This is a genomic window from Micromonospora sp. NPDC047740 (assembly GCF_043204735.1).
Classification (GTDB): domain Bacteria; phylum Actinomycetota; class Actinomycetes; order Mycobacteriales; family Micromonosporaceae; genus Micromonospora.
This window is the reverse complement of record NZ_JBIDCT010000016.1, coordinates 163,933-185,626: the sequence shown is the minus strand read 5'-3', so window position 1 is coordinate 185,626 and position 21,694 is coordinate 163,933. Positions and strand designations below refer to the sequence as shown.

Below are 21,694 nucleotides of genomic sequence, written 5' to 3'. Positions count from 1 at the left end.
GGTAGCGAACGCGCTGCTGGCGGGTGGCGTACAGTCGGCATCGGCGCGGACCTCATGGGCCGACACCGGGGTGCGCAGCGGCGCCGCGAAGGACGTCGGACGGCTCCGACACCGGGTGGTCGTCGGGAGGGGGCAACGAGGACATGGCTGGCAATGAGAACCGTGCCGAGACCTGGACGTCGGAGCTCCGCGAGCAGCAGGCGACGCTCGGCTCCGACCTCGGCCCCGCCGACCCGGCCGCGTACACCATGCGCAAGCCGATCCCGGAGCCGATGCCGACCGACCGGCACGGGCCCGCGCGGATCATCGCGATGGCCAACCAGAAGGGTGGCGTCGGCAAGACCACCACCACCATCAACCTGGGCGCCGCGCTGGCCGAGTACGGCCGCAAGGTGCTGCTGGTCGACTTCGACCCGCAGGGCGCCCTCTCCGTCGGCCTCGGCGTCAACCCGCACAACCTCGACCTGTCGGTCTACAACCTGCTCATGCAGGACGACGTCACCGCCGACGACGTGCTGATCAAGACCGATGTGGCCGGGTTGCACCTGCTCCCCGCCAACATCGACCTCTCCGCCGCCGAGATCCAGCTGGTCAACGAGGTCGCCCGGGAGATGGCCCTGGCCCGGGTGCTCAAGACGATCCGCAAGGAGTACGACTACATCCTGATCGACTGCCAGCCCTCGCTGGGCCTGCTGGCGATCAACGCGCTGACCGTGGCGCACGGCGTGCTCATCCCGCTGGAGTGCGAGTTCTTCAGCCTGCGCGGCGTCGCGCTGCTGCTGGACACCATCGACAAGGTGCGCGAGCGGCTCAACTTCGACCTGGAGCTCGAAGGCATCCTCGCCACCATGTACGACAGCCGCACCACCCACTGCCGGCAGGTGCTCCAGCGGGTGGTGGAGGCGTTCGGCGACAAGGTCTACCAGACCGTGATCACCAAGACCGTGAAGTTCCCCGAGTCGACCGTGGCCGGCGCGCCGATCACCACCCTCGACCCGGCCTCCTCCGGCGCCCGCAACTACCGGCAACTGGCCCGTGAGGTGATCGCCGCCCAGGCGGAGCGGTAGGCCGAACGCCGGGTGTCCGGAGCGTGGACTACGGTTTTCCGGTGACCGCACCGCCCCTCGACCCGCCGGCGCCACCCGACGCCGGCGATTCCGTGGCCGCCGCCGAGCTGGCCGCCGAGGTCGACGGCGTGGTGCCCGCCGGCCCGGCCACCGTCGAGGCGGCCGCCGCCGGGGAGGGCAGCGGCTTCACCGTCCGGCTGGCCAACTTCACCGGCCCGTTCGACCTGCTGCTCCAGCTGATCAGCAAGCACAAGCTCGACGTCACCGAGGTGGCCCTGCACAAGGTCACCGACGAGTTCATCGCGTACATCCGGGCCATGGGCGACCAGTGGGACCTGGACGAGACCAGCGAGTTCCTGCTGATCGCCGCCACCCTGCTCGACCTGAAGGCGGCCCGGCTGCTGCCCGCCGCCGAGGTGGAGGACGAGGAGGACCTGGCCCTGCTGGAGGCCCGGGACCTGCTCTTCGCCCGGCTGCTGCAGTACAAGGCCTACAAGGAGGCGGCGGCGCACCTCGCCGAGCTGGAGGCGGTCGGCGGTCGCCGCTACCCCCGGGCGGTCACCCTGGAACCCCGGTACGCCGACGCGCTGCCGGACCTGGTGCTCGGCATCGGCCCGGAGCGGCTGCTCAAGCTGGCGCTCAAGGCAATGACCCCGAAGCCGGTGCCCGAGGTGTCGATCGCGCACGTGCATATGGTCCGGGTCAGCGTCCGGGAGCACGCGGAGATCATTTCGGCGCGGCTGCGCCGGGCCGGCACGGCCACCTTCTCGTTGCTCTGCGCCGACTGTGAGATCACCCTGGAGGTGGTGGCCCGCTTCCTCGCCCTGCTGGAGCTCTACCGGCAGGGGTTGGTCGCCTTCGTCCAGGAGCAGGCCCTGGAGGAGCTGACCGTCCGCTGGACCGGCTCCGCCGACGGCGACACCGAGCTGACCATCGACGAGTACGCCGGCTCCCCGGAGCCGGCCGCCCCGGCGGCGCCCGCGACCGCCGGCGACGACCCGGCAACGACGCAGGAGTGACCCCGATGAGCGAGCGAAGCGGGAGTGCCGGCACGAGCGACGAGGAGCGCCGCGACTCCCTGGCCGACCAGGCCGCCGCCTGGGTCCCGCCTTGGCAGCGCCCCGCACCGGAGAGATCCGCCCCCGCCGAGCCCGCCGCCGAGGCAGATCCGGAGTTCGCCGCGGCCGAGCCTGCCGCGACCGCAGCGCCGGCGGAGGCGGCCGAGCCCCCCACGCCGGAGCCCGAGCCCGCCCCGGCCGCAGCGCCGGCAGCAGCCGAGCCCGCCACCCCGGAGCCCGAGCCCGCCGCAGAGCCCACGCCCACCACCGCGGATCCCGAGCCCGCCGCAGATCTCCGCAGGGACGGGCCCCTGGAGGGCCCGACCCCTGCCAATATCTCCACGTCGCCGGAACCGGCCGCCGATCTTGGGGTGGAGGTGCCCCTGGAGGGGCAGAGCGGTACCAAGATCTCCGAGGCGCCGACGGAGGCGGCCGGTGCGGGCGAGTTGGCGGGGGAGGACGGCGCTGCCGGCGTACCCCCGAAGCAGGCGGTGGGGCGGCGGCGGGTGACGGCCGTGCCGGAGCCCGCACCGGAGCTCAGCGACGCCGAGCTGCGCGGCGCGCTGGAGGCGATCCTGCTGGTGGTGGACCAGCCGGTCAGCGAGCTGACCCTGGCCCAGGTGCTGGAACAGTCCCCGGAGCGGATCGGCCCGATGCTCGACGACATCGCCGCCGGCTACACCGCCGCCGGGCACGGCTTCGAGCTGCGCCGGGCCGCCGGTGGCTGGCGTCTCTACACCCGCCCGGAATACGCCACCTACGTGGAGCGGTTCGTTCTGGACGGGCAGTCCGTGCGGCTCACCCAGGCCGCGCTGGAAACCCTGGCGGTGGTCGCCTACAAGCAGCCGGTGACCCGGTCGCGGATCTCCGCCATCCGGGGTGTCAACTGCGACGGGGTGATCCGTACCCTGGTCTCCCGCGGCCTGGTCGAGGAGTGCGGCACCGAACCGGACAGCGGGGCCTTCCTCTACCGGACCACCACCATGTTCCTGGAGAAGCTGGGGTTGAACTCGGTGGACGACCTGCCGCCCCTGGCCCCCTTCCTCCCCGACGACGTAGAAGAGCTTGCCGATGCGACGCGATGACCGTGCCCCCAAGCCCGACGCCCCCGTGTACGAGGGCGCCGAGCGCCTGCAGAAGGTGCTCGCCGCCGCCGGGGTGGGTTCGCGGCGCGCCTGCGAGGACCTGATCTTCCGGCGCCGGGTCACCGTCAACGGCCGGGTCGCGCAGCTCGGCGACAAGGCCGACCCGGCGCACGACGTCATCCACGTCGACGGGGAGCGGCTCCAGGCCGACACCCGGCTGGTCTACCTGGCCATGAACAAGCCCCGCGGGGTGGTTTCCACCATGGCGGACGAAAAGGGACGCGCGGCGCTGTCGGACTTCCTCGGCAACCGGGTGGAGCAGCGGGTCTACCACGTGGGGCGGCTCGACGCGGACAGCGAGGGCCTGCTGCTGCTCACCAACGACGGCACCCTCGCCCACCGGCTCATGCACCCGTCGTACGGGGTGCAGAAGACCTACCTCTGCGAGGTCACCGGTCCGATCCCGCGCAACCTGGGCAAGCGGCTGGCCGCCGGGGTCGAGCTGGAGGACGGGCCGGTGAAGGTCGACTCGTTCAAGGTGGTGGACACCCTGGGCAAGACCGCCCAGGTGGAGGTGAGCCTGCACGAAGGGCGCAAGCACATCGTCCGGCGGCTGCTGGCCGAGGTGGGGCACCCGGTGAGCCGGCTGGTGCGGACCGCGATGGGGCCGATCCGGCTGGGTGACCTGCGCGCCGGGCGGACCCGGCGGCTGACCAACGCCGAGGTGGCCGCCCTGTTCAAAGCGGTAGGCGACTGACCCCGGGCGTTCCGGGTACCGCTGCCGGTAGGCTTCGTCGCGGCCCGCGACGGCTCCAGTGCGTGGCCCGGCGTCAGACGCGCCGAGCTGGAATTGTCGGACGACGGCTCCAGGGCGTGGCGCGGCTTGAGACGCGCCGAGCTGGAGTTGTCGTAGCGGGCCGTCGTGGCGCGGATCGCGCCCGGCGGCACCGTGCGCGGGCCGTCCTGCGACGGCGGGCATCATTGACGATGGACATCCGCTCAACGGCGCCGGAGGAACCGGCGACCCGCGAGATACGGGCTGAGGAGGAACACGGTGGGGCAGAACGAACGGACCGGACGGTGCGTGGTCGCGGTGGACGGGCCATCCGGTTCGGGTAAGTCCACCGTCTCGCGGCGGCTCGCCGTCAGCCTCGGCGCCCGCTACCTCGACACCGGCGCCATGTACCGGGCGGTCACCTGGGCGGTGCTGCGCTCCGGCGTCGACCTGACCGACGTCGAGTCGGTGGCCAAGGTCGCCGGCGAGGTCGACCTGCGCATCGGCACCGACCCCCAGGGGTACGGCGTGATCGCCGACGGCGTGCACGTGGAGAAGGAGATCCGGGGCCCGGAGGTGACCGCCGCGGTCTCCGCGGTGGCCGCCGTGCCGGCCGTCCGCGAGCAGCTCGTCGCCCGGCAGCGGGAGATGATCACCAACTCCGACCGGATCGTGGTCGAGGGCCGCGACATCGGCTCGGTGGTCGCCCCGGACGCCGACCTGAAGGTCTACCTGACCGCCTCGGAGTCGGCCCGCGCCCAGCGACGCAGCGCCGAGGACGCCGCCGACGTCGCGGCGACCGCCGCCGATCTGGCCCGCCGCGACCGGCTCGACTCGACCCGCGAGGTCAACCCGCTGCAGCAGGCCCCCGACGCGGTCGTGCTGGACACCACCGAGCTGGGCATCGATGAGGTCGTCGCCCGGCTGCGGGCGCTGCTCACCGAGCGGGGTGTGGCGTGACCGAGGAACTTGGCGGCTGGGTCGAGCTGCGCGACCCCGAACTCGAGGCCGGCGAACCGTCCGGCCCGCAGCCCGTGGTGGCCGTGGTCGGCCGGCCCAACGTGGGCAAGTCGACGCTGGTCAACCGGATCATCGGCCGCCGCCAGGCGGTCGTCGAGGACATTCCCGGCGTCACCCGCGACCGCGTCCCGTACGACGCGCAGTGGAACGGCCGGGCGTTCACCGTGGTGGACACCGGCGGCTGGGAGCCGGACGCGAAGGACCGGGCCGCCGCGATCGCCGCGCAGGCCGAGGCCGCCGTCGCCACCGCCGATGTGGTGCTCTTTGTGGTGGACGCGACGGTCGGCGCGACCGATGTGGACGAGGCCGCGGTGAAGATGCTGCGGCGCAGCGCCAAGCCGGTGATCCTGGTGGGCAACAAGGCCGACAACACCGCCGTCGAGATGGAGGCGACCGCGCTGTGGTCGCTCGGCCTCGGCGAGCCGTACGCGGTCTCCGCGTTGCACGGCCGCGGCTCCGGCGACCTGCTCGATGCGATCATGGAGGCGCTGCCCGAGGCCCCGAAGGTGGTCGAGCATCGCCCCCGCGGCCCGCGCCGGGTCGCCCTGGTCGGCCGCCCCAACGTCGGCAAGTCCAGCCTGCTCAACCGCTTCTCCGGTGAGGAGCGGGCGGTGGTCGACTCGGTCGCCGGCACCACCGTCGACCCGGTGGACAGCCTGGTGGAGATCGGCGGGGAGACCTGGCAGCTGGTGGACACCGCCGGCCTGCGCAAGCGGGTTGGCAAGGCCAGCGGCACCGAGTACTACGCCAGCCTGCGGACCGCCGCCGCGATCGAGGCGGCCGAGGTGGCGGTGGTGCTGCTCGACGCCGGCGAGGTGATCAGCGAGCAGGACCAGCGGATCCTGTCCATGGTCGTCGAGGCCGGGCGGGCCCTGGTGATCGCGTTCAACAAGTGGGACCTGGTCGACGCCGACCGCCGGTACTACCTGGACAAGGAGATCGACCGGGAGCTGCGCCGCATCCCCTGGGCGATCCGGCTCAACCTGTCCGCGAAGACCGGCCGGGCGGTGGACAAGCTCGCCCCGGCGCTGCGCAAGGCCCTGGCCAGCTGGGAGACCCGCATCCCCACCGCCCAGCTCAACCAGTGGCTTACCGCCCTGGTCCAGGCCACCCCGCACCCGGTGCGCGGTGGTCGCGCGCCGCGCATCCTGTTCGCCACCCAGGCCGGGGTGGCCCCGCCGCGGTTCGTGCTCTTCACCACCGGTCCGCTGGACGCCGGCTACCAGCGGTTCGTCGAGCGCAAGCTCCGCGAGGAGTTCGGCTACGAGGGCACCCCGATCGAGATCTCGGTACGCCCGCGCAAGAAGGTCGGCCCGGGCGGGCGCGGCAAGGCCCACGGCTGAGTCTCCACCCGTCAAGAAGCCGCCGGGGCCTCCCCGGCGGCTTCTCTTTTCCTAGGATGCTTCAGGGAGAGTGGAGCGGGCACCCGCGACGCGGGAGGGGCCTCTGCGCAACCGCGAAGATCCTGCGCTAAGCTGTACCGGCTGCCGCGGGCACGACCAGCGGGAGCATCGGGACGTGGCGCAGTTTGGTAGCGCACTTGACTGGGGGTCAAGGGGTCGTCGGTTCAAATCCGGCCGTCCCGACAGCGAGAGGGTTTCCGCAGGTCAGCGACTTGCGGAAACCCTCTTTTCATTGCTTGGCATGGATGCCTGGTCTAGCACGCCGCTGTTGGACTCCTTGACTCGGGCAGGTTGTCATGCCACTACTGGATCTTCAAAAGCTCACCGTCGGACTGTCCCGGACCTGGGCCGGGTTCCTTCGGGACTGGGACCGGTCGCTGCGGGCCGGAACTACCCGGAGACCACCCGCCACAACTACCTCCTCGCCGCCGCACAGTTGGGCCGGTCTGGTGGCCCGGAGGTCTGCATGGGACTTTTCGACATTGTCGGCACGGCGCTGACCGGACAGCCTTTCAAGGCACTCCCGTCACCGTTCGGCAACGCCCGCCCCCGATGCATCATCGGGTGGTGCCAGCGCCACGATGAGCTGCACCTCGACTGAGGAGCCGCCGGGAAGGCTCGCCACGCCGACGGCTGCTCGGGCGGGAAGGGCGATGTCACCCAGTTCGTGTCGGAGGGCTGAGGATGCGCCGTCGGCGACTGCGGTGTGTTCGGTGAAGGTGGGTGTGGCGGCGACGTACACCGTCATGGCTACCGGGTCGGTGAGGGTGCGACCCTGCCGGTCAGCTGCCTCGCGGGCGGCGGCGACCGCTCGGCGGGCGGCGGTTGCCGCCAGCTCGGCGCCGCGCGCTGTGGTGATGGCGTCGCCGAGCCGGCCGACGGTCAGCAAGCCGTGGGTCCCCTTCGGTGTCATCCCGGCGGTGAACACCAGATTGTCGGCTATCCGCGCCGATACGTAGTCTCCGGTCGGGATGGGTGGGGCGTCAGCCGTCGCGGAGGCTGCCGGTGCGGGTCGTTCCGCCGATCGCGGCGCGTCGGCGTTCACTGGTTCAGCTCCGGTCCGAGCTGGCAGAAGGTGAGTATCTCGTTGCCGGTGTCGGTTACCAGCACGGTGGCCGAGAAGCCGATGCCGCCGACGCCGGCGATTCGCAGCGTCGGTACGACGTGGACCACCATTCCCGGCTGGAATGGGCGTTGCTCGGTTTCCTTAAGGCTGAGAATGTGACCCTCGCCCCAGTCGGGTGCGAACGCGATGCCGACGGAGTATCCGCTGCGCTTGCGGTAGGTGTGTAGTAGACCGTAGCTGTCGATCGTGGTTCGACACGTCGTGTGGGCCTGCGCGGGTGTGTTTCCAGGGCGTACCGCGGCCACTGTGGCGTCCCGGGCCGCCAGGCATGCCTCCGCCATCCGTTGGTTGTCTCCGCTCAGCTGGCCCTGCCAGACCGTGTGCATGAGCGGCGCGTGGTAGCGGCTGTGGGCGGCAGCCATTTCCAGCAGCACCGGCTCGCCACGGCCGATCCTGCGGTCAGTCCAGCTGCTGTGGATGGTGCCGCTGCGGGGACCGGAGGCGATGAAGGGTTCCATGCCGAAATGCTCTGAACCGTTGGAAACCAACGCGGTGAAAGCGACAGCCGCGATATCCCGTTCTGACGCGCCGGCCTCGGCGGCGCCGGCCGCCGCCACCATGGCGGCGTTGGTGTTCCGGGCCGCAAGGCGAATCTTGCCAATCTCCAGCGGTGACTTGATCAACCGTAGCTCGGCGAGTGGTGCGTCCAGCGGGACCGTCGAGGCGTTCAGCTCCTCGAGGAGTTGGCGGTGGGCCCGGGGCGGGAGGAACCAGGAGTTTTCCTCCAGCGCCACCCGGTTCGCGCCAGGGCAGAGCTCCCGCACCAGAGCGGCTGTCGCCGTGATCGGGTCCACAGCGTCCGAGTAGCCGTCGATCCGGTCCAGGTATGTCGTCTCCCGTCCGTTGACGGTCTCGGTCTCTCTGGTCAGCAGCACCGGAGGGCCGCCGGCCGGTACCAACAGGCACTGATAGGTGTAGTAGCCGGGGGTGGAGTGCCCGGTGAGGTAGCACAGATTTTCTGGGGTGTGGACGATGGCGATGTCCACGCCCTGTTCGGTCAATACCTTCTGCAACCGGGCGAGCCGGTCGTCGTACTCACGGGCGGGGAAGGCGCGGGTCATTGGAAAAGATCTCCAATCGGGCATCGGGGAGCGGGGGACGGCGGTCCCGGAGGTAGGGCAGGGTGGCGCGGGCCGCGTGGATCAGGTGTTCGTCGATGTCGACCAGGGCGATCCCGGGCTGGCTGCCGGCCGATGTGACCAGCCGCCCGTACGGGTCGTGGGCGAAGCCACGGCCGAAGAAGGATCCGCCGAGGGCGTTGGCGGTGAGCACGTACGCCGTGTTTTCCAGGGCACGCATCGGGTGGTAAAGGTCGTACCGGCGCTCCTCGCCACCGCGGGCGAATGCCGAGGAGAACAGCAGCACGTCGGCGTTCGTGCCAGTGGCGTAGGCCCGGGAGAACTCGGGGAATCCGGCGTCGTAGCAGATTCCGAGGCCGAGGCTCACCCCGTCGATCTGGATGCTGAGCAGCTCGTCCCCGGCCACGAACAGCTCCCGTTCGGCCCCCCACAGGTGGACCTTCTGATAGGTGCCGCGCAGCCTGCCGGCCGGGTCAACGACGAGCGCCGCGTTCGCCAGCCGGCTGTCGGGTCGACGCCACGCCGCGCCGGCGATGAGCCCGGTGCCGGTGGTCCGACAGGCATCGGTCAGGGCGGCGACGGCGGCGCTGTCCGGACCGACGGCGTACTGGTCGGGGGCCTCCGCCAGTCCGGCCAGGTCGTAGCCGCACAGGAACAGCTCGGACAGGAGCAGCAGCCGAGCGCCATTGCGGGCGGCCTGGTGAAGCAGCTCGATAGCTCGGGTGGTATTGGCCGGCACGTCGCCCGGCAGGGACGGGGCCTGACCGATGGCGAGCCTCAGCACGGGCCCGTGCCAGCGGATGCCCCGTTTCGGTGCCACGCTGCCGCTGACGTCGCCAGCAGGCCGTCCAGCACCGCCTCATACGCCGGCACGGCCGCGTGCAGATCGTCGGCGGCGATCCATTCGTCGACGGTGTGCATCACCTGCAGCGACCCAGGGCCGAGCACCAGGCACGGGATACCGGCAGTGCGGAAGTGTGTCATGTCGCAGTTCACCACCAGACCGGCCAGCTTGCTGTCGAGGCCGACAGCGGCCAGTGCCCGCTGCGCGGTGACGACGAACGGGTGGTCGGCCGGGGTCTCCGACGGTCCGCCGGTGCTCGGCGCGCACTCGGCGATCTCGGCGCGGGCCGGCGCCGCCGCGTCGTCGAAACGGGTCAGCAGGTGCCGCACCTCGGCCAGGGCAACCTCGGCCCGCTCACCGGGCACCAGCCGCCGGTCCAGGGTGATCCGGCAACGCTCCGGCACGGCGTTCGGCGCTTCCCCGCCGTCGATCAGAACCGGCGTGACCGTGGGCGGACCGACCAGCGGATGAGCTCGGCCGGCGAGGTGCCCGGCGTACTCGTCGACGAGGCGGAGCAGGGCGCCGATAGAGCTGATCGCGTTGACGCCCTGTTGTGGGGTTGCGGCATGCGCGGCTACCCCAGTCACCTCGATCACCGGCCGCACCGAGCCTTTGTGCGCGGTGCACAGGCGCAGTCCCGTCGGCTCGCCGACGATCGCGGCGTCCGGCCGACCGACCATGCTCCCGGGGCTGAGCAGGCGGCGGGCACCGAGGCTGCCGACCTCCTCGTCGGCGACGGCGGTGTAGACCAGGCTGCCGCGCAGTCGTGACGCCTGCCGCACCAGATTCACCGCGGCGACCGCCATGGCCGCCAGCGACCCCTTCGCGTCGGCCGCTCCCCGGCCGTACAGCCGCCCGTCACGTTGGGCCAGGATGAACGGTGAGCTGGTCCAGCCGGCACCCGCGGGCACCACATCCAGGTGCGAGTTGAGCATCACCGTGGGGCCGTCGGTGCTGAAGTCGGCCCGCGCGATCAGGTTCGCGCGCCCGGGGGAGATCTCATCGAGGCGTACCTCGAATCCGGCCGCCCGAAGCACGTCAGCGAGCACGCCGGCGGCCGCGGTCTCGTTCCCGACCGGATTTGTGGTGTTCTGCGCGACCAACTCGGCGAGCAGGTCGACAACATCAATCATGGTCATGGTCTTCCTCGCCCGGAAGGTGAACCTCCACCCCGAGGCCGGGTGCGGAGGGCAGGAGTACGGCGCCGCGCTCCAGACACAGCGGGCCGGCCACGTCGGCGACAACTGAGGCACAGCCCCACAGTTCCGCATCGGCGACGCCGAGCGCGGGGGCCAACTGGGCGGTGGCGGCGCAGCCCAACCGCCCCTGGTCCATCTGGCCGAGGGCGACCTGGAGACTCCGCGCACGAGCGGTCTCCACGGCCTCCGCGAGACGGTCGACGGTGCCGCATTTCTCCAGCTTGAGATGTACGCCGTCCACGCAGCCCCGGTCGGCGAGCCGCCGAACCGAGTCGGCGTCGCGGGCGCTCTCGTCGGCGTAGACCGGCACCCGAGCCCGGCGGCGTACCTCGGCGAGCCCATCGTCGTCGCCCGGCGGCACGGGCTGCTCGATCCAGGCCACCCCGGCCTGCGCCAGCCACGTCATCGCGGCCGATGCCTGCGGCACGGTCCACGCGCCGTTGGCGTCGGCGATGATCGCCAGATTCGGGCCAGCGGCGTCGCGAACCGCGGCGAGCCGATCCGGGTCGGCGTGGGATCCGACCCGGACCTTGAGCCGCGTGAAGCCGGCGGCTACCGCGTCGGCGGCCAGCCGGTAAGCGTCCTCGGCGGTGCCGAAGCCGACCTGGGCGTGGGTGGGTATCCGGTCGATGGCCGGCGCGCCGAGATGGACGTGCAACGGCTGACCGGCCTGCCGGGCGTGGGCGTCGCGCAGCGCGACATCCAGGGCCATGGCCGCCAACCGGGACCGCCGCCGTAGCGAGTCGAGCAGGTGGCGCGGGCGTCGCCACACCGGATCGGAGGGCTGCGGCAGGTCACCGAGGGCCGCGAGGATCACCTCGGCTGTCTCGCCGGTCGCGTACCCGCCGTTTCCGCGTACCTCCGCCCAGCCGACCGTGTCGCGGTCGAGCTGAACCCGGACGAACACCTCGTCGAGGACAGCCAGGTCGGCGCTGGCGTGCCGCAGCGGCGACGCCAACACTAGGGGGTGGCGGCGCACGGTGATCACGGGATGCACCACCGCCGAGACCGCTGCCATCCGGGTCACCCGAACCGGCCGACTACGGTCAACAGCCGGTCCAGGGCCGCGGACCAGACCGGCTCGTCCTGGGCGAAGCAGAGTCGCAGGTGCCCCAGCCCGGCCGTGCCGAACTGGTATCCCGGGTTGACCACGATTCCGGCGTCCTGCTTGAGCGCGATCGCCACCTGTTGGTCGGTCGCGCCGACCAGCAGCTTCGGGAACAGGTAGGCGCTGCCGTAGGCCGGGACCACCGTCAGCAGACCGGATTCGTTGAGCCGCTGTACGGTGCTGTCCCGCAGCGCCTGGTATTCCAGGATTCGCTCCTTGAGGAATTCGACGTCCTCGGCCAGCCACCGGGTGAGCAGGTGTTGGGCGTATGCGGGAGCGCGCAGCGCGGTAAGCGACTGCACGTCTTCCATCCGATCCACGATCTCGGTTGGTGCGACGGCGATACCGAGCCGGTAGCCGGAGAGGGACTCCGTTTTCGACGGACCGAGCAGGGTGATGGTTCGGGACGCCATTCCCGGCAGGCAAGCCAGGTGCACGAAGGGCTCGTTGTCGTAGACCAACCGGCAGTACAGCTCGTCGGCGAGGACCAGGACGTCGTTGGCCCTGGCCAACTCCGCGATCCGAGCGATCGTCGCGGCCGAGTAGACCGCCCCGGTCGGGTTGTTCGGGTGGCTGAAAATCATCAGCCGGGGCCGCTGGGTGAACAGGTCCTCCAGCACTTCCCAGTCGAACTCCGGCCGGTCACCGGGCACCTCCACCATCGGCACTCGGGCTACCCGGGCACCGAAGTACCGCAGCATCCGCTCGGTGGACAGGTACTCCGGGTCCGGCAGTACGACCAGGTCGCCGGGTTGAAGGATCGACGCCATGGCGACGAAGAGCGCGCCCTGGGTACCGGGGGTGAGGATCACGTCGGCGGTGCCGTGGCTGGGGATGCCGAGCACGCTCTCCACGTTCGCTGCCACCGCCGCGCGTACCTGGCGGTCGCCCCGGTACGGCGTGTACGTCATGCCCTTCCCGCTGGCGGCCTCGACGAAGGTGTCCAGCGCCCAGGAAGGTGGCGGGAACCGGTGCGTGTCGGCGTACGTGACGTCGAGCAGGGCGGCCGGTCCCGGCGTCTGCTCAAGTTCCCGTTCGGCGGCGCGTACCGAGGTGCCGATCCGGTCGGCCATCTCGGGCAGGGACATCTGCTGCAGGGACTCGGGCATGGGCAGGATGGTCATCCGGTCGGTCCTTCGTCGGTTGATTCTGTTGATGCAGCGGTCAGTAGTGCGGTCAGGTCCACCAGGCCCCGCGTGATGTGGCTCCGGGTCGCCTCCCGTACCGCATCCGGGTCTGCGGCGAGCAGCGCCGACACGATGGCCTCATGCTCATCCAAAGCGGCGGTGGCCCGTTCCGGGTCGCTGAGGAACATCCGGATGTAGCGGTCGCTGTGTGCGTGGAGCTTGTCGAGTACCTCCAGTGACCTGGACATCTGGGCGCATTGGTAGATGGCGAAATGGAACTGGCGATCCAGCACGCGGACCCGCTGTAGGTCGTCGCGCTGCGCAGCCCGTCGCTGGTCCTCGAGAATCTCCTCGATCTCCCGGACCTGTGCCGGGGTGATCGCCGTGGCCGCCTCGTAGGCGAGCATCGTCTCCAGCGCCTCTCGGCCGCTGTAGACGTCACGCAGGTCGGGCACCGAGATTTGGGCCACCACCCATCGCTGATGCGGCCGGTCGACCAGTAGGCCCTCGGCGGCAAGCCGGGCCATCGCCTGGCGTAGCGGGATCCGACTGATGCCCAGTTCCTTGGCCAGGCCTTCCTGGTCCAGGCGCTCATCGGGGGCGAGGCGTCCGGACAGGATCCACTCCCGCAGTCGTTGGTAGGCCCAGTCCTGCTTGCGCCAGGTCATCGGGGGCTGCAGGAGGCTCATGCGGTCGACACCTGCCGCAGGAAGCGTTCCGTTCGCTCGTGACGTGGGGCCATGAACACTTGCTCGGTCGGGCCGTCCTCGACGATGCGTCCGTGGTCCATCACGACCACCCGGTCGGCGGTGCCGCGGGCGAAGGCCATCTCGTGGGTGACCACGATGATGGTCATGCCGTCGGCGGCCAGCGCACGCATCACCTCCAGCACCTCGCGGGTGAATTCCGGATCGAGCGCGCTGGTCGGCTCGTCGAAGAGCATCAAGGCCGGGTGCATGGCCAACGCCCGGGCGATCGCGACCCGCTGCTGCTGCCCGCCGGACAGTTCAAAGGGATAGTGGTCGGCCCGGTGGGCCAGCCCCACCCGGGCCAGCAACTGGCGGGCCTCGGCCAGCGCGGTCTCCCGCTTGACGCGTCGGACCCGGGTCGGCGCCAGGGCGACGTTTTCCACTGCCGTAAGGTGCGGGAAGAGATTGAACTGCTGGAACACCATGCCGATGTCACCGCAGCTCAGATGAGGTGACCGGCCGGAACGGGACAGCTCGGCACCGCGGAAGATGATCTGTCCGGCTTGGATCGGTTCGAGGCCTGCCAGGCAGCGCAGCAGGGTCGACTTTCCCGCGCCCGAGGGGCCGAGGATGACCACCGACTCGCCGGGCTCGACCTGGAGCGAGACGTCTTGCACCACCTGGCTGCCGTGATAGGTGCGGGTAACGCCCTCGGCTGCGATCAATGGCGATTGCTCATTCATGCCAGCACCTCCGCTCCCGCGTCCGATCTCGCCCGCCGTCGGGCCCGGCGGGCGACGTCAAGCCGCCGCTCCAACACGTTGATCGCCAGGGTGAACAGGGTGGTCAGCAGCAGGTAGTGCACGGCGGCGGCGACCAGGGTGTTCACGTAGTCGAAGTTGGCCGCAGCGATGCGCTGAGCGGACAGCAGAAGGTCCTGGACCGCGACCACCGAGGCGAGCGCCGACGTCTTGAGCATGCCGATGAACTGGTTGCCGGTCGGTGGCAGGACCAGACGCGTGGCCTGCGGCAGGACGACCCAGCGCAGGATCTGCCGCTCGTTGAGACCGAGCATTCGGCTCACCGTCCGCTGGCCCTGGTCCACTCCCAGCAGTCCGCCCCGGATGATCTCGGCCATGTAGGCCGCCTCGTTGAGGCTCAACGCGATCACTGCACAGGTGAACGAACTGAGGCTGATGCCCCACAACGGCAGCACGTTGAAGACGAACAGAAGTTGCAGCAGCACCGGTGTGCCACGGAACAACCAGATGTAGCTGTCGGCGACCCAACGGGCCGGCCCCAGGTGGCTGGCCTTTGCCAGCGCCAGGACCAGCCCGCCCGCGACGCCGAGCGCCATCGACAGTGCGGTCAACCCGAGGGTGGTGGCCGCGGCCTGCAGGAACGTCTCGGAGACGACGTAATCGAGGATCTTCACGGGCTATCCCGCGGCTGAGGGCGACGTGCCCGCCGCAGGCGATGTGGTGGCCGAGGCCGACGGGGCAGTGAAGTAGTTGACCTCGGGCGGGAGATGGTACTTCGCCAGCAGTTTGGCATAGTCGCCGTTGGCGACGAACTTGTCCAGTGCCTGCTCGATCGACGCTGCCGTGGCGGTGTCCCCCTTGCGTACCGCGATGCCGATCTTCGTGCCGACGTCGAACGTCGCGGCAACCTCCACCTTGTCGTTCTGGCTCGCGGTGTACGCCGCGCCCGGGGTGGAGGTGTCGAAGGCATCGGCCCGGCCGGACTGCACGGCCAGAAGGGCATCCTGGTTGTTCGGCAGCGCGAGGATCTTCATCTCCGGCTTGCCCGCGGCCTTGAGCTGCTTGTTGAAGCCGGTCATGTACGTCTCGCCAATCGCACCACGGGTGACGGCCACGGTCTTGGCGGACAGGTCCTCCGGCACCCGGGCGATACCCTTCGGGTTGCCCTTGGGCACCATGATCGTCTCGCCGATCACCATGTACGGTACGAAGTCGACCTTCTGCTCCCGCTCCGGCTTGATGTACATGGCGGAGTTGATGATGTCGACGCGCTTGCCGCCGAGAGCGGGAATCAGGCCGTCGAAGTCGATGTCGAGCGGGGTCGCCTTTAGCGCCATGTATCCGGCGAGCGCGTCCATCATCTCGATGTCGAAGCCGGTGGGCTCGCCGTCGGGGCCCTTGAACTCAAAGGGCGGGAAGGAGGCGGCTACGCCGTACGTCAGCGCTCCGTCCGTTACCAGCTCAGCAGGAGGCTTGACCGCGGCCTCGGCGGTCTGGGCGCCGGGGTCGGCTCCGCATGCGGCGGTCGTCATTGCCAGTACGGTGACAGCGCTCGCCGCCACCAGCCTGGCCGCTATGCGGCGGGCTATCAGTAGGTTCACGGTGCGCCTCTTTTTCCTGGTAGACCAGTTCTGGATCCTGAATCCCCGATGGGGATCACCCTGGAGCCACCGCGTTTCGTCAATTGGCAGGAACACGTGTCGAGGCAGTTAACAGGGGTGTCGAGCTGGTTAACCCCCGTTGCACGCCGAAGTGCCCGACGAGGTACGGCAGCGCGCGGTGCAGCTGTATCGCGAGTCGGACCCAAAGCCGGTGATTCGCCGGCTGGCCGAGCAGCTCGGCGTGCATCACGAAGCGTTACGTAGCCCGATCCGCCAGGCCGAGGTCGACCGTCGAGGGCGCATAGCACGTCGCCCCGGTCATGCATCACCTATCGGTCCGCTAGCGGATCTCGGCCAGAAGTTCCGTGGCGGCCTTACCACCTGGATAGCCCACGCCCAAGCCGCCGACCTACCCCACCTGCACACCTTCACCCGTGGTCTTGGCCTGGACCGCGGCGCCGTCAACGCCGCCGTGACCTACCCCCATCGGGTCCCCTCTCGCCGAATGCCTTCGTCCCCGGGCAGGCGGAGCGGCGGCGCGGGTTGGTGCATTCATGGCAACTTGAGAATGAAAACGATCACCAATTAGCCTGTGGGCTGCACATGCGGGAGGAGATCAACATGATGTGGCGCAGGCTGGCGGCCTCGGCCGTGGCGATGGCGGTTTCAGCGGTGCTGGTGGCCTGCAGCGGACCGCCCGAGGGCGGGCGACAGCCTCGTGGCGGAGCGGAGCTGCTCCGCGTCGTCGGCCCGTTCGAACTGCACAGCCTTGAGCCGTCGCGGAGCGACGGCTTCTTCACCCGGCTGCAGGTGGCCGAGACCCTGGTGGACGCCGATGGACAGGGTGTCCTGCGGCCGGGACTCGCAACCGGGTGGCGGGTGTCGGGCGACCAGCGGGCGTGGACGTTCGTGCTGCGCCCGGACGCGGTCTTCCACGACGGCACGAAGGTCACCGCCGAGGCGGTCGCCGCCTCGCTCAAGACTGCCCGCGACGAGCCTGGGACGCCGTGGGGTGAGGCGCCGGTGGCTGCGATCACGGCCGACGGCGGGGAGGTGCGGGTCCAGCTCGAACGGCCGTACGCTCCGCTCCCGGCTGTCCTCGCGCACGCCAGCACGCAGGTGCTCGCGCCGGCCTCCTACGGCGCGGACGGCAAGGTCGGGAAGGTGATCGGCACCGGACCGTACCGGGTGGAGCGGATCGAGCAGCCATCGAAACTCGAGGTGGTGGCGTTCGAGCGGTGGAACGGCGAGAAGCCGAACATCAAGCGCATCTCGTACCAGGCCGTCGGTCGCGCCGAGACGCGCACGCTGATGGCTGAGAGCGGGCAGGCCGAGGTGACCTTCGGTATCGACCCGGTCAGCCGGCAGCGAATCCAGCGGGCCGCCGGCGTCGAGATCTCGTCGGTGACCCTTCCGCGCACGATCCTGCTCAAGGCGAACGCCGGGCACGAGGTGCTCGGCGACCTACGGGTGCGGCGCGCGATCAGCGCGTCCCTGGATCGCAAGGCGATGGCGACGGCCCTGCTGCGCGACCCCGAGATGGCCGCGACCCAGCTCTTCCCGCCGTCCCTCCCGGAGTGGCACCAGGACTCCGTGCCGCCGCTCGCGCACGACCCCGGACAGGCTCGCAACCTGCTCGCCGAGGCAGGGTGGGCGCCGGGAACCGACGGAATCCTGACCCGCGACGGCAAGCGGTTCGAGATCTCGCTGCGTACCTTTCCCGACCGCCCGGAGCTGCCGATCCTGGCCACCGCCGTGCAGGCCGCGCTGAAGGAGGTCGGCATCCGCGTGAACGTGCAGGTGGGCAACTCCAGTGAAATCCCCGCCGGCCACCAGGACGGCACGATGGAACTGGGCCTGTACGCCCGAAACTTCGCGCTCGTCCCCGACCCGTTGGTCACCCTCCGCACCGACTACGGTCCCCAGGGCGCGGACTGGGGCGCCATGGGGTGGAGCAATGCCGAACTTACCCGCACGCTGGGTGCCCTCGCCGACGGCACCGACCCCGCCGCGGCGGCGGCCGGACGCGAGAAGATCTCCGGCATCCTGCAGAGCGAGCTGCCCGTCATCCCCGTGGCCTGGTACCGCCAGAGCGCGGTGGTCAGCGACCGCGTCGACGGGTTCACTCTCGACCCACTCGAGCGCTCCTGGATGCTCGACAAGCTGAGGTGGTCGTCGTGACGCCCGCACCGCCACCGGTCGCCACCGACGAGGTCGAACTGGCGGTTCGCAGACCTGCGGTCGGACGCAGGCGCACCACCCCTCCCGTCGCCCGGGTGCTGGCACAGCGGGCCCTGCAGGCGGTCTCGGTCACGCTGCTGGTGTCAACGGCGTGCTTCGCCATCGTGCAGAACCTGCCAGGGGACATCGCGTTCCGGATCGCCGCCGGCCGTTACGGCTACGACCGGGTCACGGCCGCGTCAGCCGACGCCGTGCGCGCCGACCTCGGTCTCGACGCCCCGGGGTGGCAGCAGCTGGCTCGCTGGTGGGCTGACCTCGCGCAGTTCGACCTCGGCACGTCCCTGGTGACCGGCGGCTCGGTGGCGCACGAGTTGCTGCTGCCGGTGACCAGCAGCCTGCAGTTGGCCGCCACGGCGCTCGCCCTCGCGGTCGCCGTCGGCGCGCCGGTGGGCGTGGCCGCCGCCTGGCGTCCCGGTGGCCCGCTCGACCGGCTGACCACGGTCTGGGTCGCCGGCGCCCGCGCGCTGCCACCGTTCCTGCTCGGGCTGCTGCTCATCATGCTCTTCTCCGTGCATCTCGGTTGGCTCCCGGCCGTCGGGCACGGCGGCGCTGCCAACGTCGTCCTGCCCGCGGCGGCCCTGGCGGTGGGGCTGTCCGGGCTGTTCGCCCGGGTCACCCGCGACACCGTGGCGCAGTTGCGCAGCTCGGACTTCATCGCCTTCGCCGAGGCCAAGGGGCTTCGCGGCCGAGCCGTCCTGGCCCGGCACGTGCTGCGCAACGCCGGCGTCACCCTCGCCGCCTACGTGGGCGCGCAGGCGCTGATCCTGATCGAAGGGGTCGTCGTGGTGGAGAGCCTGTTCGCCTGGCCCGGGCTTGGGCACACCCTGGTCCACGCGGTCTTCTGGCGGGACGTGCCCGTCATCCAGGCGGCCGCGGTGGCGCTCGCCCTGCTCGTCGTGTTGATCAACACGGTCGTCGACGTGGCGGGCCTCGCCCTCGATCCACGCCCGCGACGGCGGCAGGTGGCCTCGTGAGTACCACCACGATGACCACATCGGTCCGCCGGCGGGCAGGGCAGCGGCTGCGCCGGCTCTCACCGGCGCAACGGTGCGCCGCGGCAGCGCTGATGCTTCTGGGCCTGTTCGCCGTGATCGGGGCGTGGGTGTGGCCGGACCCAGCCGCGCAGGACCTGACGCGCTTCCTGGAGCCGCCCAGCCTGGCCGAGCCTCTGGGGCGCGACCACCTCGGGCGAAGCGTCGCGGGGAGGCTCGCGTCAGCCACCCGGCTGTCCCTGGTGATGGCGGTCGCCTGCGTGGCGACGGCCATCACCGCGGGGACGCTGGTCGGCATCCTCGCCGCCTGGCGAGGCGGCATCGTCGACACCGTGCTGCACGGCATGTCCGAGGCGTTCGTGGCGCTCCCCGCACTGCTGATAGTCCTCATCGTGTCCGCGATGTCCGGCGGCGAGTTGTGGGCGCTGTACGCCGGCCTCGCGCTGGCGCAGTGGGTCGAGTACTTCCGCGTCGTGCGGGCGCGCAGTGCCCTGTTGCTGAGCGGACCGGCCGTGGAGGCGGCACAACTCCTGCGACTGGGCGCAGTGCACGTGCTGCGCCGCCACCTGTGGCCCGACCTCGGCCCGCTGCTGACCACCATGGCCACGTTCGGCATCGGGACCTCGGTGCTGGCCCTGTCCACCCTCGGCTTCGTCGGCGTCGGCGTCGCGCCGCCGACCCCCGAACTCGGCCTCATGGTCACCGAGGCGTTTCCGTTCTACGACGAGGCACCGTGGATGTCGCTGGCACCGGCGCTTGTCCTCGTTACGGTCCTGGTCGGGCTCCTGGGCCTGCGGAGCAAGGAGAGCACGTCATGACCGTGCACGTACAGGACCTGGTCGTCACCCACGCCGGTCGGATCCTGCTGGACGTCGCTGACCTGCGGCTCGAGCCCGGCCGGGCGGTGACGATCGTCGGCGAGAGCGGCTCTGGCAAGTCGCTGCTCGCGCACGCCGTCATGGGAACCCTCGCTGCGAGCCTGGAGGCGCGTGGCCGCGTGGTCGTCGAGGGAACCAGCTACGACGTGGCCGAGCGGCGGGCCCGCCGGGGCCTGTGGGGCCGCGTGATGGCGCTGCTGCCGCAGGAACCGGTGCTGGCGCTGGACCCCACCATGCGCGTGCGCGGACAGGTCGCCGAGGGCTCCGCCGAATTCTGGTCGGACCGGCGGTCCGCCTACCGCGCCGCCGAGAAGGTGCTCGAGGAACTCGGTGTGGCAGGCGCGGGACGAAGCTACCCGCACACCCTCTCGGGCGGAATGGCCCAGCGGGTCGCCTTCGCTGCGGCGACCATCGGGGGAGCCCGAATGCTCATCGCCGACGAACCGTCCAAGGGGCTCGACGACCAGGCACGCAACGACCTCGCTGCGCTGCTGCACCGGCACGTGGCAGCCGGCGGGATCCTGCTCACGATCACCCACGACCTCGACCTGGGCCGTGACCTGGGCGGCGACGTCCTGGTGATGCGGGAGGCCGGCATCGTCGAGCGCGGGGCCGCCCACCAGGTGCTCACCACGCCGTCGCACTCCTACACCCGGCGGCTGCTGGCCGCTGAGCCCGGCCGGTGGCAACATCCGTGGGTACGCGGACGGGGGAGCGGGACGCAGGAGCGGACCGTGGAGCCCGCAGCGCCGCCGCTTGTGCAGGCCGACCGGGTCACCAAGGGCTACGCCGGCCGGACGTTGTTTTCCGACGTGTCGCTCACCATCCACCCGGGGGACCGGCTGGCCCTTTCCGGTCCGAGCGGCTCGGGCAAGACGACCCTGGGCAACATCCTGCTGCGTCTGCTCCACCCCGACACCGGCAGCGTCCGGCACGCCGAGGAACTTGCCGGCGGACGCCTGCAGAAGCTGTACCAGGACCCCGCCGTGGCATTCCCCGCCCGCGTACCCATCGAGGCGGCGCTGGCGGACGTGGTACGCCGGCACCGGCCCGCGCCAGAGCGCCTCCCGTCGCTGATGGCGGCGATGCGCCTGCACGAGGGTCTACTGAAGCGCAGGCCCGGCCAGGTCTCCGGCGGCGAACTGCAGCGCCTAGCGATCATCCGCGCCATGCTCCTGGACCCGCTGCTGATCTTCGCCGACGAGCCGACATCACGCCTGGACCCCGTGACCCAGGAAGAAACAATGTGCTGCCTTATGGACCAGGTCGAACGGTCCCGCTGCGCCCTGGTGCTGGTCACCCACGATCGGGCCCTCGCAGACACCGTCGCCGACCAGGTCCTGGCAGTGGCCACCGCACGGCCCGAGCCCACCCCACCGGCCCAGGCCGAACCGGCCGGATCGTCCATCAGCACGACAGCGGCTGGTCGCGTGTTCAGGTGACTGCCGCCCTCGGTTGGGGCCCGCTGTGACCTTGACGGCCTGGCCGGTACATCCGAACGAACTGGCCAGGCCGTCTGCTGGCTCGGCAGCGTCGACTGCATCAGCGGTTGCGGTGGGTAATAGGGTGACGACGTCGTGGAAGGCTTTCGGGCTGCGGCCTTCAGCAGCTCTAGGGCCTCGTCGTGGTCGGTTTCTACAG

20 protein-coding genes and 1 tRNA gene are annotated in these 21,694 nt (G+C 70.7%); 11 read left to right on the top strand and 10 right to left on the bottom strand.

Features of this window, described 5'->3' with window-relative positions; translation table 11 throughout:
* Nucleotides 1-143: 143 nt before the first annotated feature.
* From ACGF4F_RS27430 to ACGF4F_RS27400, 7 genes are all read left to right on the top strand, one after another.
* A complete protein-coding gene (locus ACGF4F_RS27430; protein ID WP_073838671.1) occupies nt 144-1,067 on the top strand; it encodes a ParA family protein in 924 nt (307 codons plus the stop codon).
* A 41-nt stretch (nt 1,068-1,108) separates the two neighbouring features.
* Nucleotides 1,109-2,086 carry a segregation/condensation protein A gene (locus tag ACGF4F_RS27425; RefSeq protein WP_357441604.1) on the top strand — a complete coding sequence of 326 codons (978 nt, stop codon included), beginning with the start codon at nt 1,109-1,111 and terminating at the stop codon, nt 2,084-2,086.
* A gap of 5 nt (nt 2,087-2,091) precedes the next feature.
* The gene (scpB, locus tag ACGF4F_RS27420) at nt 2,092-3,210 is read left to right on the top strand and encodes an SMC-Scp complex subunit ScpB (protein WP_393081655.1); all 1,119 of its coding nucleotides are present in this window, start codon (nt 2,092-2,094) and stop codon (nt 3,208-3,210) included.
* The gene (locus tag ACGF4F_RS27415; protein WP_357441600.1) at nt 3,197-3,967 is read left to right on the top strand and encodes a pseudouridine synthase; all 771 of its coding nucleotides are present in this window, start codon (nt 3,197-3,199) and stop codon (nt 3,965-3,967) included. The genes scpB and ACGF4F_RS27415 overlap by 14 nt, the downstream gene beginning before the upstream one ends.
* A gap of 297 nt (nt 3,968-4,264) precedes the next feature.
* Nucleotides 4,265-4,945, top strand: a complete 681-nt coding sequence (gene cmk / locus ACGF4F_RS27410) for a (d)CMP kinase (protein WP_357441599.1) — start codon at nt 4,265-4,267, stop codon at nt 4,943-4,945.
* Nucleotides 4,942-6,348, top strand: coding sequence for a ribosome biogenesis GTPase Der (gene der / locus ACGF4F_RS27405; protein ID WP_393081650.1), 1,407 nt, complete (start codon nt 4,942-4,944; stop codon nt 6,346-6,348). Before cmk ends, der begins: the two co-directional genes overlap by 4 nt.
* Before the next feature lie 169 nt (nt 6,349-6,517).
* A tRNA-Pro gene (locus ACGF4F_RS27400) sits at nt 6,518-6,591 on the top strand.
* Between the two features lie 343 nt (nt 6,592-6,934).
* Here the strand turns inward: ACGF4F_RS27400 and ACGF4F_RS27395 are convergent.
* The 10 genes from ACGF4F_RS27395 to ACGF4F_RS27350 are packed head-to-tail and all read right to left on the bottom strand — an operon-like array spanning nt 6,935 to nt 15,873.
* A complete protein-coding gene (locus tag ACGF4F_RS27395; RefSeq protein ID WP_393081647.1) occupies nt 6,935-7,453 on the bottom strand; it encodes a RidA family protein in 519 nt (172 codons plus the stop codon).
* A complete protein-coding gene (locus ACGF4F_RS27390; RefSeq protein ID WP_393081644.1) occupies nt 7,450-8,595 on the bottom strand; it encodes a M24 family metallopeptidase in 1,146 nt (381 codons plus the stop codon). The genes ACGF4F_RS27395 and ACGF4F_RS27390 overlap by 4 nt, the downstream gene beginning before the upstream one ends.
* The gene (locus tag ACGF4F_RS27385; protein WP_393081641.1) at nt 8,570-9,397 is read right to left on the bottom strand and encodes a carbon-nitrogen hydrolase family protein; all 828 of its coding nucleotides are present in this window, start codon (nt 9,395-9,397) and stop codon (nt 8,570-8,572) included. The genes ACGF4F_RS27390 and ACGF4F_RS27385 overlap by 26 nt, the downstream gene beginning before the upstream one ends.
* Nucleotides 9,391-10,596: a M20 family metallopeptidase gene (locus tag ACGF4F_RS27380; RefSeq protein WP_393081638.1), complete on the bottom strand. Its 1,206-nt coding sequence runs from the start codon at nt 10,594-10,596 to the stop codon at nt 9,391-9,393. The genes ACGF4F_RS27385 and ACGF4F_RS27380 overlap by 7 nt, the downstream gene beginning before the upstream one ends.
* On the bottom strand, nt 10,583-11,674 hold the full coding sequence (locus tag ACGF4F_RS27375) for a mandelate racemase/muconate lactonizing enzyme family protein (protein ID WP_393081635.1): 1,092 nt from the start codon (nt 11,672-11,674) through the stop codon (nt 10,583-10,585). The genes ACGF4F_RS27380 and ACGF4F_RS27375 overlap by 14 nt, the downstream gene beginning before the upstream one ends.
* A gap of 5 nt (nt 11,675-11,679) precedes the next feature.
* Nucleotides 11,680-12,888: an aminotransferase class I/II-fold pyridoxal phosphate-dependent enzyme gene (locus tag ACGF4F_RS27370; protein ID WP_393081632.1), complete on the bottom strand. Its 1,209-nt coding sequence runs from the start codon at nt 12,886-12,888 to the stop codon at nt 11,680-11,682.
* Entirely contained in the window at nt 12,885-13,559 is a 675-nt protein-coding gene (locus tag ACGF4F_RS27365; protein ID WP_393081629.1) for a GntR family transcriptional regulator, read from the bottom strand. Before ACGF4F_RS27365 ends, ACGF4F_RS27370 begins: the two co-directional genes overlap by 4 nt.
* Nucleotides 13,560-13,576: 17 nt before the next feature.
* Nucleotides 13,577-14,323, bottom strand: coding sequence for an amino acid ABC transporter ATP-binding protein (locus ACGF4F_RS27360; protein WP_393081626.1), 747 nt, complete (start codon nt 14,321-14,323; stop codon nt 13,577-13,579).
* A complete protein-coding gene (locus ACGF4F_RS27355; protein ID WP_393081623.1) occupies nt 14,320-15,015 on the bottom strand; it encodes an amino acid ABC transporter permease in 696 nt (231 codons plus the stop codon). The genes ACGF4F_RS27360 and ACGF4F_RS27355 overlap by 4 nt, the downstream gene beginning before the upstream one ends.
* Before the next feature lie 3 nt (nt 15,016-15,018).
* Nucleotides 15,019-15,873, bottom strand: coding sequence for an ABC transporter substrate-binding protein (locus tag ACGF4F_RS27350; protein WP_393081620.1), 855 nt, complete (start codon nt 15,871-15,873; stop codon nt 15,019-15,021).
* Nucleotides 15,874-16,488: 615 nt separating this feature from the next.
* On the opposite strand from ACGF4F_RS27350, the gene ACGF4F_RS27345 reads away from it, so the two are divergent.
* The 4 genes from ACGF4F_RS27345 to ACGF4F_RS27330 are packed head-to-tail and all read left to right on the top strand — an operon-like array spanning nt 16,489 to nt 21,495.
* Nucleotides 16,489-18,123: an ABC transporter substrate-binding protein gene (locus ACGF4F_RS27345; protein WP_393081617.1), complete on the top strand. Its 1,635-nt coding sequence runs from the start codon at nt 16,489-16,491 to the stop codon at nt 18,121-18,123.
* Nucleotides 18,120-19,157 carry an ABC transporter permease gene (locus ACGF4F_RS27340; protein WP_393081614.1) on the top strand — a complete coding sequence of 346 codons (1,038 nt, stop codon included), beginning with the start codon at nt 18,120-18,122 and terminating at the stop codon, nt 19,155-19,157. Before ACGF4F_RS27345 ends, ACGF4F_RS27340 begins: the two co-directional genes overlap by 4 nt.
* Nucleotides 19,154-19,993: an ABC transporter permease gene (locus ACGF4F_RS27335; RefSeq protein ID WP_393081611.1), complete on the top strand. Its 840-nt coding sequence runs from the start codon at nt 19,154-19,156 to the stop codon at nt 19,991-19,993. The genes ACGF4F_RS27340 and ACGF4F_RS27335 overlap by 4 nt, the downstream gene beginning before the upstream one ends.
* The gene (locus ACGF4F_RS27330) at nt 19,990-21,495 is read left to right on the top strand and encodes an ABC transporter ATP-binding protein (protein ID WP_393081608.1); all 1,506 of its coding nucleotides are present in this window, start codon (nt 19,990-19,992) and stop codon (nt 21,493-21,495) included. Before ACGF4F_RS27335 ends, ACGF4F_RS27330 begins: the two co-directional genes overlap by 4 nt.
* Nucleotides 21,496-21,694: the final 199 nt, after the last annotated feature.